Origin of the sequence: Terriglobus roseus (genome assembly GCF_900102185.1) — a bacterium.
In the GTDB taxonomy this organism is placed as follows: Bacteria; Acidobacteriota; Terriglobia; order Terriglobales; family Acidobacteriaceae; genus Terriglobus; species Terriglobus roseus_A.
The window spans coordinates 3123264-3138638 of record NZ_LT629690.1 but is presented as its reverse complement, the minus strand read 5'-3'; the positions used below and the strand labels follow the sequence as shown (position 1 = coordinate 3138638).

General features: G+C 59.8%; 11 protein-coding genes. 7 read left to right on the top strand and 4 right to left on the bottom strand.

The window, feature by feature from the left end; genetic code table 11:
- Positions 1 to 145: 145 nt before the first annotated feature.
- The 5 genes from BLT38_RS13070 to BLT38_RS13050 all read left to right on the top strand — a co-directional run bounded on the left by BLT38_RS13070 (position 146) and on the right by BLT38_RS13050 (position 9088).
- Complete coding sequence (locus tag BLT38_RS13070; protein ID WP_156785122.1) at positions 146 to 2935, top strand: hypothetical protein; 2790 nt, start codon at positions 146 to 148, stop codon at positions 2933 to 2935.
- A 203-nt stretch (positions 2936 to 3138) separates the two neighbouring features.
- A complete protein-coding gene (locus tag BLT38_RS13065) occupies positions 3139 to 3891 on the top strand; it encodes a TIGR03435 family protein (protein ID WP_172838272.1) in 753 nt (250 codons plus the stop codon).
- 137 nt (positions 3892 to 4028) lie between these two features.
- Entirely contained in the window at positions 4029 to 5303 is a 1275-nt protein-coding gene (locus tag BLT38_RS13060) for a S41 family peptidase (RefSeq protein WP_083345575.1), read from the top strand.
- A 159-nt stretch (positions 5304 to 5462) separates the two neighbouring features.
- Positions 5463 to 8102 carry a penicillin-binding protein 1A gene (locus BLT38_RS13055; RefSeq protein ID WP_083345574.1) on the top strand — a complete coding sequence of 880 codons (2640 nt, stop codon included), beginning with the start codon at positions 5463 to 5465 and terminating at the stop codon, positions 8100 to 8102.
- A 104-nt stretch (positions 8103 to 8206) separates the two neighbouring features.
- On the top strand, positions 8207 to 9088 hold the full coding sequence (locus BLT38_RS13050) for a sugar phosphate isomerase/epimerase family protein (protein ID WP_083345573.1): 882 nt from the start codon (positions 8207 to 8209) through the stop codon (positions 9086 to 9088).
- Here BLT38_RS13050 and ribF read toward each other — a convergent pair.
- The 4 genes from ribF to BLT38_RS13030 all read right to left on the bottom strand — a co-directional run bounded on the left by ribF (position 9085) and on the right by BLT38_RS13030 (position 12760).
- Complete coding sequence (gene ribF / locus BLT38_RS13045; RefSeq protein WP_083345572.1) at positions 9085 to 10053, bottom strand: riboflavin biosynthesis protein RibF; 969 nt, start codon at positions 10051 to 10053, stop codon at positions 9085 to 9087. The two genes, BLT38_RS13050 and ribF, sit on opposite strands and share 4 nt — an antisense overlap.
- On the bottom strand, positions 10050 to 10748 hold the full coding sequence (locus tag BLT38_RS13040; protein ID WP_331711380.1) for an MBL fold metallo-hydrolase: 699 nt from the start codon (positions 10746 to 10748) through the stop codon (positions 10050 to 10052). Before BLT38_RS13040 ends, ribF begins: the two co-directional genes overlap by 4 nt.
- Positions 10749 to 10954: 206 nt before the next feature.
- Positions 10955 to 11746 carry a DUF1844 domain-containing protein gene (locus BLT38_RS13035; protein WP_083345570.1) on the bottom strand — a complete coding sequence of 264 codons (792 nt, stop codon included), beginning with the start codon at positions 11744 to 11746 and terminating at the stop codon, positions 10955 to 10957.
- A 33-nt stretch (positions 11747 to 11779) separates the two neighbouring features.
- Complete coding sequence (locus BLT38_RS13030) at positions 11780 to 12760, bottom strand: YgfZ/GcvT domain-containing protein (RefSeq protein ID WP_231966487.1); 981 nt, start codon at positions 12758 to 12760, stop codon at positions 11780 to 11782.
- A 123-nt stretch (positions 12761 to 12883) separates the two neighbouring features.
- Here BLT38_RS13030 and BLT38_RS13025 point away from each other — a divergent pair, with 123 nt between their 5' ends.
- Together BLT38_RS13025 and mtnP are read left to right on the top strand one after the other, a co-directional pair.
- Positions 12884 to 14452, top strand: coding sequence for a hypothetical protein (locus BLT38_RS13025; protein WP_197674888.1), 1569 nt, complete (start codon positions 12884 to 12886; stop codon positions 14450 to 14452).
- A 33-nt stretch (positions 14453 to 14485) separates the two neighbouring features.
- Positions 14486 to 15352 (top strand): S-methyl-5'-thioadenosine phosphorylase, encoded by an 867-nt coding sequence (mtnP, locus tag BLT38_RS13020; protein WP_083345569.1) that lies wholly within the window; start codon positions 14486 to 14488, stop codon positions 15350 to 15352.
- Positions 15353 to 15375: the final 23 nt, after the last annotated feature.

Sequence of the window (15375 nt, the reverse complement as noted above, 5' to 3'; positions counted from 1 at the left end):
AAAATGGCACGTAGCCATTCCATGCTCCCCATACATCGAATACAGAAGCACAGGCAGCAACGCGGGTCGTCTCCGCGACATGTTGTGCTGTGCATATGCGTACGCGCCACACATAAGAACAGGCGCCGGAAAGAGAACTCCGCTCATGGCAACTTCGCCAGTAACCCCTACCCAAAATCAATTAAAACTTGCCCGCGTGGCCCTTTGGCATCAGGATGGCAACGCCCTCCAAACGCTTGACGATCTCCGCACATGGCTTGATGAAGCCGGCATCGTCGCGTACACGCCACACGCCCAGTTCGCTGCTGCACCGCAGCCCAGCTTCTCAGAAGCTGTTCTCGGACGCCCCGAAAAGAACTGGATTCCGCAGGCTGAAACCGAAGAGACCGACGGTCCCAGTGAGGACGAATCCTACGCGGTCGAAGTCGAAGATGAAGAACCTGCAGAAGAAGTAGAAGACATCGACGAAGATGACGATGAGCCTGCCGATGCAGTTGAGTTCGCTGGCGATGAAGCTTCCGATGACGAAGTAATGATCTCCAACGACGACGAGTTCGCGGAAGACGAAGGCGACGAGATCGCCGAAGAAGACAAGATTGAAGCGGAAGCAGAAGAAGCTGCTGAAGCTCCCGTTGCCATCAATGGCTTCTCACTGGAAGAGCGTGAAGAAGTCCGCCGCATGCTCGCACGCCTTGTTGAGGATGGCACCGCAGTGCCTCTGAACCTCCTCGGTAACTCGCTCGGCGAACCGGACTTTGTCTGCTCCGCACAGGCGTTTTCGTTCATCTACACCCTCCGCGGCGACAAGAATTTCAAGAACGAACCCGCCCAGACCGGTGCCATGCGCGTTTCGCCCCTGGCTGCCAAGGTCTACACGCTGCTGAAGGAAAAGGGCGCCATGGCGCCGCACGAACTCACCACGGAACTCGGTCAGGGCATCGTGGATTCGGCTGTTCTGCGTGCTCTCAGCGAACTGTGGTCCATCCTGCGCGTCGTCCCCATTCCGCAGGCAGACGGCGAACCCTCCACCTGGGAAGTCGCCAGCGGTCGTTACCTGCGCCACATCAAGGCAGGCGCTAATGCGGGCCAGCCCACGGCTCTCTCGGCACTGCTGTCGCTGTACCTGTCGCAGACCGTTGCCGCCACCAGCGACGAGATGGAAGTCTTCCTTTCGCCCCTCGCGGCACGTTCACGCGTCCGCGAAGTGGTCAATGGGCTTTCGGCATCGCGCCAGCTTGACTCCATCGTGCTGGACGGCAAGACGGCCCACTTCCTCCCCGGTGCGCTGGATAGCCTGCCGGAAGATACGACTGAACCCTCCACGGAGCCCTTTGTCCAGCAGCGTTCGCGTTACGAAGACGATGACCGCCGTGCCATGATCGAAGCCCGCAACGCCCGCTTTGCCGCTGAAGGTGGCACGCCGGAAGAGCGCAAGCCCTTCCGCCGCGATGGCGAAGAAGGCGGTTTCCGTCCCCGCCGTGAAGGCTTCGCACCGCGTCGCGAGGGTGGTTTTGCACCCCGTCGTGAAGGCGGATTCACTCCACAGCGCCGCTCCGGTAGCTTTCGTGGCAATCGCGAAGGCTTTACCCCCCGCCCCGACCGCGAGCGTCGTCCCTTCACCCGCCGCGACGAAGGCGGTGCAACCGACCGTCCGCGTAACGAATTTGCACGTCCCTGGGACGAGGATCGCGGCGAGCGCAAGCCCTTCACCCCGCGCGAAGGTGGCGAGCGTCGTCCGTTTACGCCTCGTGGTGACCGCCCCTCCTTCGGCGACCGCAAGCCGTTCGGCGAGCGTAAGAGCTTTGGTGACCGCAAGCCCTTCACCCCGCGTGAAGGCGGCGAAGGCCGTCCTTTCACTCCCCACGGTGATCGTCCGTTCACGCCACGTGGAGACCGTCCCTTTACCCCGCGTGGTGATCGTCCTTCGTACGGCGACCGTAAGCCCTTCGGTGATCGCAAGCCATTTGGCGAACGCAAGAGCTTTGGCGACCGCGAAGGCAGCGAGCGTCGTCCGTTCACACCACGTGAAGGTGGAGATCGTCCGTTCACGCCTCGCGGCGACCGTCCGTTTACCCCGCGTGGCGATCGTCCTTCGTACGGCGACCGCAAGCCTTTCGGTGAGCGCAAGAGCTTTGGCGACCGCAAGCCCTTTACCCCGCGTGAAGGTGGCGAAGGCCGTCCTTTCACTCCCCGCGGTGATCGTCCCTTTACTCCGCGTGGAGATCGTCCTTCGTACGGCGACCGTAAGCCCTTTGGTGATCGCAAGCCGTTCGGTGAGCGCAAGAGCTTCGGCGACCGCGAAGGTGGCGATCGTCGTCCCTTCACTCCTCGTGAGGGTGGTGACCGTCCGTTCACGCCGCGCGGTGACCGTCCGTTCACGCCGCGCGGTGACCGTCCTTCGTACGGCGATCGTAAGCCTTTCGGCGAACGCAAGAGCTTTGGTGACCGCAAGCCCTTCACTCCGCGTGAAGGCGGCGAAGGCCGTCCGTTCACACCTCGTGGCGATCGTCCCAGCTTCGGTGACCGCAAACCCTTCACACCACGTGAAGGTGGCGACCGCCGCCCGTTTACTCCTCGTGGAGATCGGCCGTTCACACCGCGTGGCGACCGCCCCAGCTTTGGTGATCGCAAGCCTTTCGGCGACCGTAAGCCCTTTGGTGGCCCACGCAAGCCCTTCGGCGCAGACCGTGGCGGCAGCTTTGAGGGTCGTGGTGAGCGCGCTCGCTTCTCCGGCGAACCCGGCGAAGGTCGTCCGGCCTTCCGTAGCGGCGGCCACTCGGCAGGCCCCGGCGGAGCCAAGTTCGGTGGCTCCGGCTTCGGACGCGACCGCAAGGGTGGCCCCGGCAGCTTCGGCAAGCCCGGCTTCAAGCCCTCGCGCAAGGGACCCGGCGCAGGCCCAGGCCGCGGCGGAGCACCCAAGCGCCGCCCCGAATAACCAACCAACTCTGAACATAACTGCCCCGTCCGTGACATCGTCATGGGCGGGGCTTTCTTTTGGTAGGCAAAGCACGTCCCACCGGAAGACCTGTCGGGGGTGGGAATCTATACTGGCCGCGCAGCGATCAAGTCATTCTCAGCAAAGTGGAGCGTCAAGGCTTGCAGATGACCAGGCACAGTTTTCAGTGGATTCTCGTTCTCTTGAGCCTGAATGCACCCGTCCATGGGCTTATGGCTCAGCAGGTTCACCCGGCTGTCGAATCGCCCCTCAGGTTCGACGCGGTGACAGTGAAGCCGAACAAGACTGGCTCCTCCTCGATGGCCCTCATGTTCCACAGTGGTGACATGCTGAAGCTGGAGAACGTCACGCTTGAGGTTGTCTTGTTCTACGCCTTCGATCAGCAGGAGTACCTGATTGATGGCGTTCCCGACTGGGGCAAAAAGCTTCACTTCGACGTTCAAGGCAAGATCCTCGACGCCACACCGCGGGCCCTCGATGCCCTCACCATCGAACAGAGGAGAGCCATGGTGATCCGGGTGCTGCAGGAGCGCTTCGGCCTGAAGACCCACTGGGTCACACGCACCGCGCCGGAGTACGCGTTGGTCGTGGCAAAGGGCGGCAGCAAGCTCACACCGACCACGTACACAAGGCCGTCCAGCGGCCGAAATCTATACGATTGGTCTGCCGAAAGTGTCACCACAGACGATCTGGCGAAGGGGCTGTCAGGAACTCTCAGGCGCCCCGTCGAAAACCGTACCGGATTGACGGGGCAGTACGACTTTCATCTCAAATGGTCTGCCGACAAACCGGAAATGCCCTCCGCTTCAGCCGCCGAGGATGCGCCTTCCATCTTCACGGCTGTCAAAGAGACTCTTGGGCTTGAACTTAAGCCAATCAATGGGCCGGTGCAGGTGCTCGTCGTGGACGCACTCGAGCTTCCCGGCGAGAACTGACAGCCGAACCGGGACGCATGCCGCAATGAGCCGCTCCCAGCCTGTTCCTGTGCTTCCTGAACAGAAGGCGTATGCTATCCGAACCGGGGATGCGTCCAACCGGTGTAGGTCATTGTTTGTAAGGGGTTCGTTACCTGATGCCGAAGTCGCTCAAGATTTCCATGCTGGCTCTCTCCGCGGTTCTGTTGCTCACCATGTTTTTGGGCGCAAATCTGCGTCGGGTGCATGCGTCCGGGCAGGCGCAGGACGGTGCCTATCGCCAGATGCAGGTCTATAGCGAAGTCCTTCGCCACATTCAGTCTGACTACGTGGTCGACCCCAACATGCCGAAGGTGACTGATGCCTCCATGCGCGGTCTGCTGGAATCGCTCGACGCCGAGTCCAGCTACCTGTCCCCGACTGAGTACAAGCTGTACAAGGAACACGCTGGCAAGCCGCAGGCAGGCATCGGTGCTGACGTAGGCAAGCGTTACGGCATCGCCACCGTTATCTCCGTCGTTGCAGGCGGCCCGGCAGACAAGGCTGGCCTCCACAGCGGCGACCGTATTGAATCCATCGGCGACCGTAGCACCATGGAAATGTCTCTGGCCGAAGTGCAGATGGCGCTGGGTGGCGAGAAGGGAACGCCGGTCGTGCTTTCCATGATCCGCCCCATGAAGAACGCCCCAGAAAAGCTCACCATCACCCGCGCTGACACCTCGTTGCCGGCAACCGGCGAAGTCTTCTACGAGAGCGGCTCCATCCTCTACATCAAGCCCGGCATCATCGACAAAGATCACGTCCAGCAGGTGGAGCAGAAGCTGAAGGCCATGGGTCGCACCAACTCCAAGAAGATCCTGCTCGACCTTCGCGATGTCTCCTCGGGTGACGATGCCGAAGCCATCCGTATGGCAAACCTCTTCCTCAAGTCCGGCACCATCGCCATGCTCGAGGGCCAGAAGGTAGCCAAGCAGACCTTTACTGCTGAACCCGGCAAGACGGTGAACGAGAAGGCCCCCATGGTCACTCTGGTGAACCGTGGAACCGCAGGCCCGGCAGAGATCGTTGCTGGCGCACTGCTCGATTCCAAGCGCAGCGAACTCGTCGGTGAAAAGACCTATGGCGACGGCGCCCAGCAGCGTGTCTTTGAGCTCGCCGACGGGGGCGCCATCATCCTCTCCGTGGCCAAGTTTGAGACGCCCTCCGGCAAGAAGTATCAGGACGAGGGCCTGACGCCCACCACCACCGTTGCCACCGCACAGGAACTGGCTATGGCCGACGGTGACGAGGATGACGACAACGAAGCAGCCAGCACGGCCACGGTGAACTCCTCCAAGCCTGCTGCCGCCGCTACAACGGTCGCCAAGCCCGCAGCCAACATCGACGATCAGCTCAACAAAGCACTCGATATCCTGAAGGCCAAAGCCGCCTAAAAGCGGCTTTCCACAGCACGTCAGACACACGCAAACGCAGCGTTCTGCATCAGACAGGAATGTCCCCAGCAGCGCTGCGTTTTGTCGTTTGCAGACCGGTTTCGCCGTGGCTGTTTGTGCCATTTCAGCCCGCAGCTCCGTGCTACCGTTAGGATTGCCGTGCCCAGCCTGTTCACACGCGAAAACCCGTCTGAGAGCCGAAAGTCCGCCCCCGGCAACGGCAAAGGTCCGTGGCGTCCGCCCGAACCCAAGAACAAGCCTGGTGGCAGGCCACCTCAGCGCGTCCCTTACGCACGCACCTGGTGGTACAAGTACTTCCCAACGCGAGCGAAGGCACGCCGCGCCATCTTTTACAGTCTCCTCGGCTGCTCGGCCGTCTTCGGCTCGCTGGTAGGCCTAACGCTGGTCAACACGGCCGACTTGCCGCAGATGGAAGACCTGGAACATTACCGCCCGGCGACCACGACCGAACTGCTCGACATCCACGGCCGTACCATCGGATCGTTCGCTTTGGAGCGCCGCGTTGTCGTCCCCTACAACGACTTCCCCAAAGTCCTGCATGACGCGATTATCTCCATCGAAGACAAGAGCTTCGATAAGAACGCAGGCATCAATCCGTTCCGTGTCATCGGTGCTGCGTACGTCGATCTTCGTTCCAAGGGCCGCCGCCAGGGCGCATCCACACTCACCATGCAGCTTGCGCGCAACCTGTTCCTGACGCTCGATCAGACATGGAGCCGCAAGATTCAGGAGATTCTGCTCTCCGTTCAAATTGAGCGCCACTTCACGAAGGAACAGATCTTCACTCTCTACGCCAACCAGATCTACCTAGGCAGCGGCGTCTACGGGTTTGAAGCAGGCAGCGAATACTATTTCTCCAAGAAGGCAAGGGAACTCACGCTGCCTGAGGCTGCGTTGCTCGCAGCACTCCCCAAGGGGCCCAGCAGCTACTCGCCGGTGCGCCATCCGGATCGTGCTCTAAAGCGCCGCAACCTAGTGCTCAGCGAAATGCTCGGCGACGGCTTCATCACCGAACAGCAGTTTCAGGAAGCAAAGTCCGCACCACTCGGCCTCAACATTGAGCCGCCCGCAAACACCATCGCACCTTACTTCGTCGAAGAGGTACGACGCCAGCTCGAACAGGAGTACGGTGCCGACGCCGTCCACGGTTCAGGTCTGAAGGTCTACACCACCATGGACCTCGACTTACAGCAAGTCGCAAACAAGGCCGTGCTCGACAACGTCGCCGCCTACGAACGCCGCCATGGATGGAAGGGCAAGCTGACCAACATCCTGGAGGGCGGCGGCGACCTTCAGAGCTATCAGCACCCCGACTGGTCTGACACCATTGAGAACGGTGCGTACTTCCACGCGCTGGTCATTGAGGCCACACCCCGCCGCGTCATCGTTCGCATCGGCAAACGCTATGCAGAGATGACCGCGAACGACTGGGCCTGGACCACCATGGGTAACGGCGACAAGCTTCTGCAGAAGGGCGACATCGCCTACGTCCGCATTGAAGACGCCACCAGCGGCACCGCCACCATGCACGCCTCGCTGCAGCAGGACTCCGGCGCGCAGGCTTCGATGATGGCCATGGACAACTCCAACGGCGACGTACTCGCCATGGTTGGCGGACGCGATTTCAATCTGTCGCAGTTCAATCGCGCTACGCAGTCGGAACGTCAGACCGGCTCCAGCTTCAAGCCTTACGTGTACACCACGGCGGTTGAGCAGCTTCACACCAAACCAACAGACATCATCGTCGACGCGCCCACCAGCTTCTACACACCCAACGGCCCGTACACGCCGCATAACTACGAGCCCAACTACGCCGGCCCCATGACCATCCTCAATGCCTTCGCTGAGTCGCGAAACATTCCCGCACTCAAACTCGCGAATCAGGTTGGCATCAGGAAGGTCATTGAAGTGGCGCACCGCTTCGGCGTCACATCGAACATCCCCGCGTTCTTGCCGGTGGCCATCGGTTCCGCAGGCATCAAGTTATCGGAGCAGGTTGGCGCCTACTCTGTCTTCCCCAACGATGGCATTCTCATCAAGCCGCACGTCATCCGCCGCATTGTTCAGGCAGATGGATTACCTCTGAAGCAGGTGTCGCCGCAAGTAAAGGAAGTCATCAGCGTTGAGACAGCACGCACCATGATGACGCTGCTGAAAGCGGTGCCGCAGTACGGTACAGCAGCGCAGGCAGGCGCGATATTGAAACATCCTCTTGGCGGAAAGACGGGAACAACCAACAGCTATACCGACGCATGGTTCCTTGGCTTCTCGCCATCGGTCACCTGCGGCACATGGATCGGCTTTGACGATCCGCATCGCACACTCGGCGAGAAAGAAACCGGTGCAAGAGCCGCGCTGCCCATGTGGATCGACTTCATGAAAGTCGCCATCGCACGCTCGCCCAACGAAGAGTTCCCAACCGCCGCGAAGAAGACGCTGGCCGTGGAGTCCACCACGTCCAACGCAACGGAAGAAACTGCGCCAGTTGTGAAGAAGCCCGTCGCTCCCAACGATGACTCCGACGATGACTCGGATGACTCCGGCGACAACGCAAAACCCGCCGCAAAGCCAGCACCAGTCGTTCGTCAGACAACGCCACCGGACAACTCAAACGACGTGATGCCGGATGATGCGCCTGCAACAAAGACACCTGCAAAGCCATCGGCTCCAGCAAAGGGCTACGTCCCCTCACCAGTGGGTCCGTACAAACCTTATAGCGGCCCACTCCTGCAAAAGGGCCCGGCAGCAACACAAGGAAGCTCTCCACCGCCGCGATAACGGATGCGGCAGCGAACATCTCCTCTCTATCCGCGTGTACGATTGGGTGCGCAATTGAGGGGGACTACAACGTGACGCTCCAACATTCCCGTAGAACATTCTTGATGCAGGCTGCATCGGTGGCTGTGCTTTCCGCAACACGGTCCAACACCGCGTGGGCCGCAGAGAGCAAACCCATCGGGCTGGAACTCTACACCGTTGGTGCGGCACTGACGCAGGATCCCGTTGGCACGTTAAAGCAGGTGAAGGCCATTGGCTACGATGAGGTTGAGGTCTCCGGCTTTGCGAAACTCACTCCCAAGGCACTGCGCGCGCTGATCGACGACACTGGCCTGATGTGCCCCGCGGCGCATCTGCAGTTCGGCTTTGAAGACACCGCCAAAATTCTGCAACAGGCAAACGATCTCCGCGTACCTTACGCCGCAAGCTCCATCCTGTTGCCGGAGGCGCCCACCGCAGGCATGGCCGGTGTTCTGGACAAGTTGAACAAGCTCACCGCAGACGACTTCAAGAAGATCGCAGAACTTGCCAACCACATTGGCGAGCAGTCGAAAAAAGCTGGCGTTCAGTTCGCGTATCACAACCACGCACATGAATTCCGCGATCTGGGCGGCGGCAAGACGGGTTACGAGATCCTGTTAGCCGAAACGGATCCAGCGCTGGTGCAGTTCGAACTTGATTGCGGATGGATGATCACAGCGGGTGCTAACCCGGTCGACTACTTCCGTCGCTTTCCCAAGCGGTATCGCGTCATCCACGTGAAGGACTTCCCGGCATCGACCAAGGTCACCACTGTAATGGGCGGCCCTGGCATGCCCCATCCCACGCAACTCGGCGAAGGCCACATCGATTACAAACCTGTGATCGCTGCAGCGCGCACTGCAGGAGTACAGCATTTCTTCGTCGAGCAAGACCCACCCATGACGGGCCACACGCCACTCGAAGCAGCTGCGATTGATTACAAATACTTGCGAAACATCTTCTAGTTTGCTCTGTTGGATAAAGCGCGCCGCAGGGCAAACCATCGCTCTGCGCGCGCCACATCCTTGAAGATTTGCGTTTTCAGCGCATTAGGATCGGCAAACTTCTGCTCACTGCGAAGTCGCTTATGAAACGCCATGCGCAGCGGCGTCTCTTCCGTCAGATCGACTGGATGAAAGCGCAGAAGATACGTCTCCACAGCAAACGAATCCGCACCAAACGTAGGCCGATTGCCAATGTTCGTTACACCCTCAAACGTGATGGCATCGTCGCCGGAACCAATCCGCAGATCGGTGATGTACACACCATGCGCAGGCAACAGATCGTCATACGCGGCAAGGTTAATCGTCGGCACGGCATACTTCGTGCCATAGCCTCGACCACGCGCAGGCGTCGAATCCACAAAGAATTCACGACCCAACATGTGTCGCGTCGCAGCCATATCGCCCTCTGCAACAGCATGACGAATGCGGCTGGAAGAGATGCTAGTGCGGCCTGACTCAATCGCCGCAAATGTCTTTGCCGTGAAGCCCAGCGTCTGGCCCAACGCTTCCAGCGAATGTGTATCTCCCGCCGCGCCTGAGCCAAAGCGAAAGTTCTCGCCTTCGTGCACTTCCACGGCATGCAGCGTATCGTGCAGTACCGCGGTGCAGAAATCCTTCGCACTGGTCGCAGCAAATTCGCGCGTAAAGGGCAGCAGCAACACAGCGTCCAACCCCGTCTTTTCCAGCAACTCCAGCTTCACGTCAGTAGGCGTAATCAGTTGCAGCTTGCGTTCGGGTCGCAGTACGCGCGTGGGGTGAGGATCAAGTGTCACCAGCACGGCCTTCGCGTTCAACGCGCGTGCCCGCGCAATTACTTCGCGAATCACCGTCTGATGGCCGCAATGAACACCATCAAAATTGCCAATGGTTACAACCGTTGGCCCAAGGTCAGCGGGCACTTCCGCAAGGCTGCGATAGATGTTCACTGAGCCGCCTCATTGCTGTTATGAATGCGGAAGGGAAGCCGCAACCCGTCATAAGCCAGGTGAATGCCCTTAGGCAATTCATCTTCGGTTGGCCCATGATCCAGGTCATGCGAAATGTGCGTGAAGTACGTCTGTTTCGCCCCAATGCGTTGCGCAATCGCAATGGATTTCTCCAGGTGCGAGTGGCTCGGATGCGGCTCGCGTCGCAGCGCATCCAGAATCACCACGTCCAGCCCCTGCAGACGCTCATACGATTGTTCTGGCAGATCGCTCATGTCCGTCAGATAAGCAAGCGAACCAAAACGATATCCCGCAATCTCATGCCGCCCATGCAGCACTGGAATCCGCTCGATCGTTGCACCAAACAGGTCAATCGTCGTGCCAGGCTCATCACTTAACCGGTGCAGGTCCACACGGGCGCTCGTGGGATAACGATCCTTCTTGCGAAAGGTGTAATCGAAGATGCGTTCGATCACATCCGCAGTGGAATCGTCCGCATACAACGGCATGTTTGCAGCTTTGCCAAAGGTCAGCGGACGAAGATCGTCAAAGCCGAGAACGTGATCCGCATGGCCATGCGTGTACAGCACAGCATCTACGTGGTTCACACCAAAACGCAGCGCCTGCATGCGGAACTCCTGCCCGGTATCGACAAGAACAGTCCGCTGCGTACCTTCCGGATCGTCATAGCGCAATACAATCGACGACCGCGTTCGATTGTTGCGCGGATCGGTCGACGCACATACGTCACACGGACACCCCAAAGTAGGCACGCCCATTGACGTGCCTGTGCCAAGAAAAAGCAACTCGGCGTCGGGTGCTATTACGTTTGACTCTTGCTCGGCGATCGTTCCGTTCCTTCTCAGCTAACAAAGATCAATGCAGATAGGATGTTGCAGCCCTAGCGAACGATCTTGGGTCCGCCGCCGCTGAAACCACCACCACCAAATCCGCCGCCACCACTGAATCCACCACCACCGTTAAACCCGCCTCCCGACGGCGTTCCCGGTGGAGGAGGTGTGGTCTGCCGCGACTGCGCTTGGCGCGCCAGCAACTGCGTAATCTCCAGGAATCCCATCCGCAGCTCAAACAGAGCGGAGTTCAGCAGATTCTTTTCCTGCTCCGTCAGGTTGCCGGCAGTCTTCTCTTCAATCACTGACAGCATGTCCACGCTCTGCTTCGCACCCAGCAGATCCACACGCGCCTGCTGACCCTGCTGCGTCCCCGCACCAAGCTGAATCATGGCTGACATGTAAATGGATTGCACCAGTTGCGAGAAGTCCATGGGAGGCAGATGCTCCGCGCCCAGATTCTGCGACCGCATCATCGTCTCAATGCGTTCCGCCGTGGCTTCATACGCTGCGCGTACCTGCTCCATCTCTTCGGCGGTCGGCGGAGGCAGCTTGACCTCTTCTTCACCAGCCGCGGCGTCCGCGGCAACTTCTTCTTCTGCAGGCTCCGGCACTGGCGTTACCGTGTGTGCCGAGTTCGATGCAGCGGCAGAATCGCGCACGGGAAAGGGAATGGGCTCCTTGTTGACTGCAGGAGTAGGTTCCGGTGTCGCGGCCTCAGCTTCTGGCGCTGTGGTCTCTGCAACAGGCTCTTCCGGGCGAGGCTCTACGGGTTCGCCGTCCATGCGAAATTTGCGACGGTCATTAATCACGAAAGGCTTATTTTGTTCGTTCTCAGACATGGGTCGTGTCTCTTTCGGGGATCGTAAAAATCTTTAAGGTGTTGTGGCAGTTTCCAACGCGTTTGCCTGCACCGCAACTCCGCCGGCGTAGGTTATCGCAAGGCCGCGATCCAATGCTTCGCGGCGAATAAATCCAAGGGCTAATCGTCGGCCGTCGATCTCAGAGCTGGCCACTGAAGTCAGTTCACCCACCGGCTTTCCTTCCGCCTCCAGCGGCGTTCCCGGCGCAGGTACGTCACCAGTCAAAGCAAAACTGGTAAACGTGCGGTGAACATTGCCGCGCGAACGGATGCGTTCCACAATCTCCTGCCCCAGGTAGCAGCCCTTGTTAAAGTGCAGGGCACGCGTCTGGTTCGTCTCCTGAGGCAGATCGCGGTCGCGGATATCGCTGCCGTAGCGCGGCGTGCCTTCGGCAATCCGCAGCAACTCTAGCCCTTCCGCATCGCATGGTACAGCGCCATCCTGCACCAGCGCCGCACGCAACTGCTCCAGCACAGCCGCATCCCGCGACCAGATCTCAAAACGCGGCACCAGCGGGCTGTAGGTGCATAAAACCTGCACCTCCGTCCCGGCATAGGGAACCGTCAACTTCTTCAACAGCTTGGTCGCACGCACGGCAACACCGGCTGCGGTCAGCTTTTCCGCCGCCTGCGGTCCCGCCACCAGCATGCCGTGCCAACGCGCGGTTTCATCGCTCAGTTCCACGTCGTCCATGATGATGAAGCGGTCCAGCAGCGCCGTAATGTTTTCCACCTGCTCGGGGCCGGTCTCCAGCAACAGAAGATCAGGCTTGGCCCATATCATCAGGTCTCCCTGAATACGGCCCTGCGCGCTCAGCAAAAAGCTGTACGCACCTTCGCCGGGCGTCAGCGCCTGCACGGAGTTCGTCACCATGCCATTCAGCCACCGCACGCGGTCGCTGCCGGTTACGGCAATCCATCCGGCGGCAAGCGAAGCCACGCCTGCGCCGGTGCGAAAGGCCTGGAGTTGGTCAACTGCGCTAAGAGTCGTCATTTCCTGCATAAGGCACACTTCGGCAAGCGGTTCGATGCGGCCAAACTGGCCCACTTGCCCGTACACTGGATTATAGGTTCCGCGACGGCGAAGCTGCCTGAGCGCCAGCGGACGCGCGGAGTTGTGACTGACTTGAAGCCTGCCTGCAGTGCCCCCTGGACGAAGCTCGCCGTGATCGCCGTGGTTCTTTCCCCGGCCCTGTTGTATGCCCAACAGGTGCAGCCGCCGACGCCCGAACCGCCCCCCACGCAAACCGCCAAACCGCAGACCGACGCCGACACGCACATGACCAAGTCGCAGGCCGCCGACCTCTTCAAGAGCGTCGACGAGGTCATAGGTTTCGTTGCGTCCGATTCGCACCTGAAGGCAACCCGCCCGGTAAAGCGCCGCCTGCTCACGCGCCCTGAAGTCAACAAAGAGCTGATGGACCGCATGAAGGAAGACGAAGGCGCCAAACGCCTTCAGCGTAGCGAACTGGTGCTAAAAAAGTTCGGCTTCATCGAGCGCGACTTTCATCTGCAGCCCTTCCTGTTAAGCCTGCTCACGGAACAGGTCGCGGCCTTTTACGACCCCAAGACGCGCACCGTTAACATGCTCGACTGGGTCAAGCCCGATGAGCAGAAGCCGGTTCTGGCGCATGAACTCACACACGCTGTGCAGGACGACCGCGTAAAGCTGGAAAAGTGGGGCAGCCCTGCTCCCACCGCCATTGCCAAAAACATGCGCGAAGACAACGAACACATCCAGCTTGATGAAGCCTCCACCGCGCGCGAGTCCGTCACGGAAGGCCAGGCCATGGCCGTCTTCGTCGATTACGAACTGCAGCCCATGGGCAAAACGCTGAAAGACGCGCCAGAATTCGGCGAACGCGTGCGCGAAATGTCGTCAGACACCAGTGGCTCACCCGTCCTCTCCCGCGCTCCATTGCTATTGCAGGAGTCGCTACTGTTCCCATACGGACAAGGCCTCGCGTTTGAGCAGGCCATCCTCCAGGCAAAGGGAGTAGACGCAGCCTTCGCCGGCACGCTCGATCGTCCGCCAACGTCGTCGCATGAGGTCATGCACCCTGAGGTCTACATGGCAAAGACGCCAGTCCCGGTGCTCACCATGCCCAACGTGCATACGTTGCTCGACAAGGATTGGGACCCGTATGACGTAGGCGTCATGGGCGAACTCGACGTTCGCATCATCACCGAACTCTTCGGTGGCCGCGCCATGGCTGACCCGCTCGCAGTCGCATGGAACGGCGGCATCTACTACGCAGCGCAGAAGAAGACGGGTGCAGATAAGGCATCGCCTTCCTCCATCGGCATCGTGTATTACTCGCAGTGGAAGAATCAGGATTCTGCGCGTTCGTTCCTGAAGATTTACGCCAGCCAGCTTCCACGCAAATATCGTTCGTTGAAGCAGGTGGAAATCCCCAACGGCGACGACGATCATCTCCTCTTCAGCACGGAAGAGGGCGACGTTTGGCTCTCGCTGGATGCAGGCGGCGGTGTCTTCCTCAGCGAAGGCTTTGACCGCGACACCGCGAAGAAGCTGGAAACGCTCTATCGCGAAGTGCAGGGACACGGCCCGTTGCAACAGGCATCGGAGCAACCCATGCACGAACTCACCTTAGGTTTGCGCAACTTGATGCCCGGCATCCCCAAAGCAGCACTCGATTACGGAATGCGCACGGCATCGCATTAATTGATTTTGTTACCTAACCATCTGGAGAACACATTGGCACAGGCAGAAATCGGCATCATCGGCGGCAGCGGTTTATACAACATGCCGGGATTGACGGACACCCAGGAAATCAAGGTTGAGACGCCCTTCGGCGACCCATCGGAAACCATCGTGCTGGGCACGTTGGAAGGTCGTAATGTTGCGTTCCTCGCGCGCCACGGTCGCGGTCATCGCATCCTCCCCACGGAGCTGAACTTCCGCGCAAACATCTACGCCATGAAGAAACTCGGCGTCAGCTTCATCCTCTCCATCTCTGCGGTGGGTTCGCTCAAGGAAGAGCACAAGCCCACTGATTTCGTCATCCCCGACCAGTTCATTGACCGTACCTTCGCACGCAACGCCACCTTCTTCGGCGACGGAATCGTAGGCCACGTAGCGTTCGGCGATCCCATCTGCTCCGTCGCAGCCAAAGCCTTTGAGCAGGGCTGCAAGGAAGCAGGCGTCGTCGGCAAACTCGGGGGCACGTACATCAACATGGAAGGCCCGCAGTTCAGCACGCGCGCAGAGTCAAACCTCTATCGCTCGTGGGGCGCAGACGTCATCGGCATGACCAACCTGCAGGAAGCCAAGCTGGCCCGCGAAGCTGAGATCAGCTACGCCACACTCGCCATGGTCACGGACTACGACTGCTGGCACGAAAGCCACGACGACGTCACCGTCGATCAGATCGTTCAGGTCATCCACGCCAACACCAAGAACGCGCAGGAAGTGCTGAAGGGCGCGGTCAAAGCGCTGCCCAAAGACAACAGCAACACTCCCGTAGCCTCGGCACTGAAGTTCGCCATCATGACCGACAAGAAGACCATCCCCGCAGCCACACGCGAGAAGCTGGCCATCTTCCTGGATAAGTACGAAGGCTAATCTGCATCATCGATTCTTCGCTT

What these genes read in the sequence shown, in the direction of transcription:
- BLT38_RS13070 (WP_156785122.1), top strand. Translation starts at nt 146, where the DNA reads ATGGCAACTTCGCCAGTAACCCCTACCCAAAATCAATTAAAACTTGCC.
- BLT38_RS13060 (WP_083345575.1), top strand. Translation starts at nt 4,029, where the DNA reads ATGCCGAAGTCGCTCAAGATTTCCATGCTGGCTCTCTCCGCGGTTCTG.
- BLT38_RS13050 (WP_083345573.1), top strand. Translation starts at nt 8,207, where the DNA reads ATGCAGGCTGCATCGGTGGCTGTGCTTTCCGCAACACGGTCCAACACC.
- BLT38_RS13035 (WP_083345570.1), bottom strand. Translation starts at nt 11,746, where the DNA reads ATGTCTGAGAACGAACAAAATAAGCCTTTCGTGATTAATGACCGTCGC.
- BLT38_RS13030 (WP_231966487.1), bottom strand. Translation starts at nt 12,760, where the DNA reads ATGACGACTCTTAGCGCAGTTGACCAACTCCAGGCCTTTCGCACCGGC.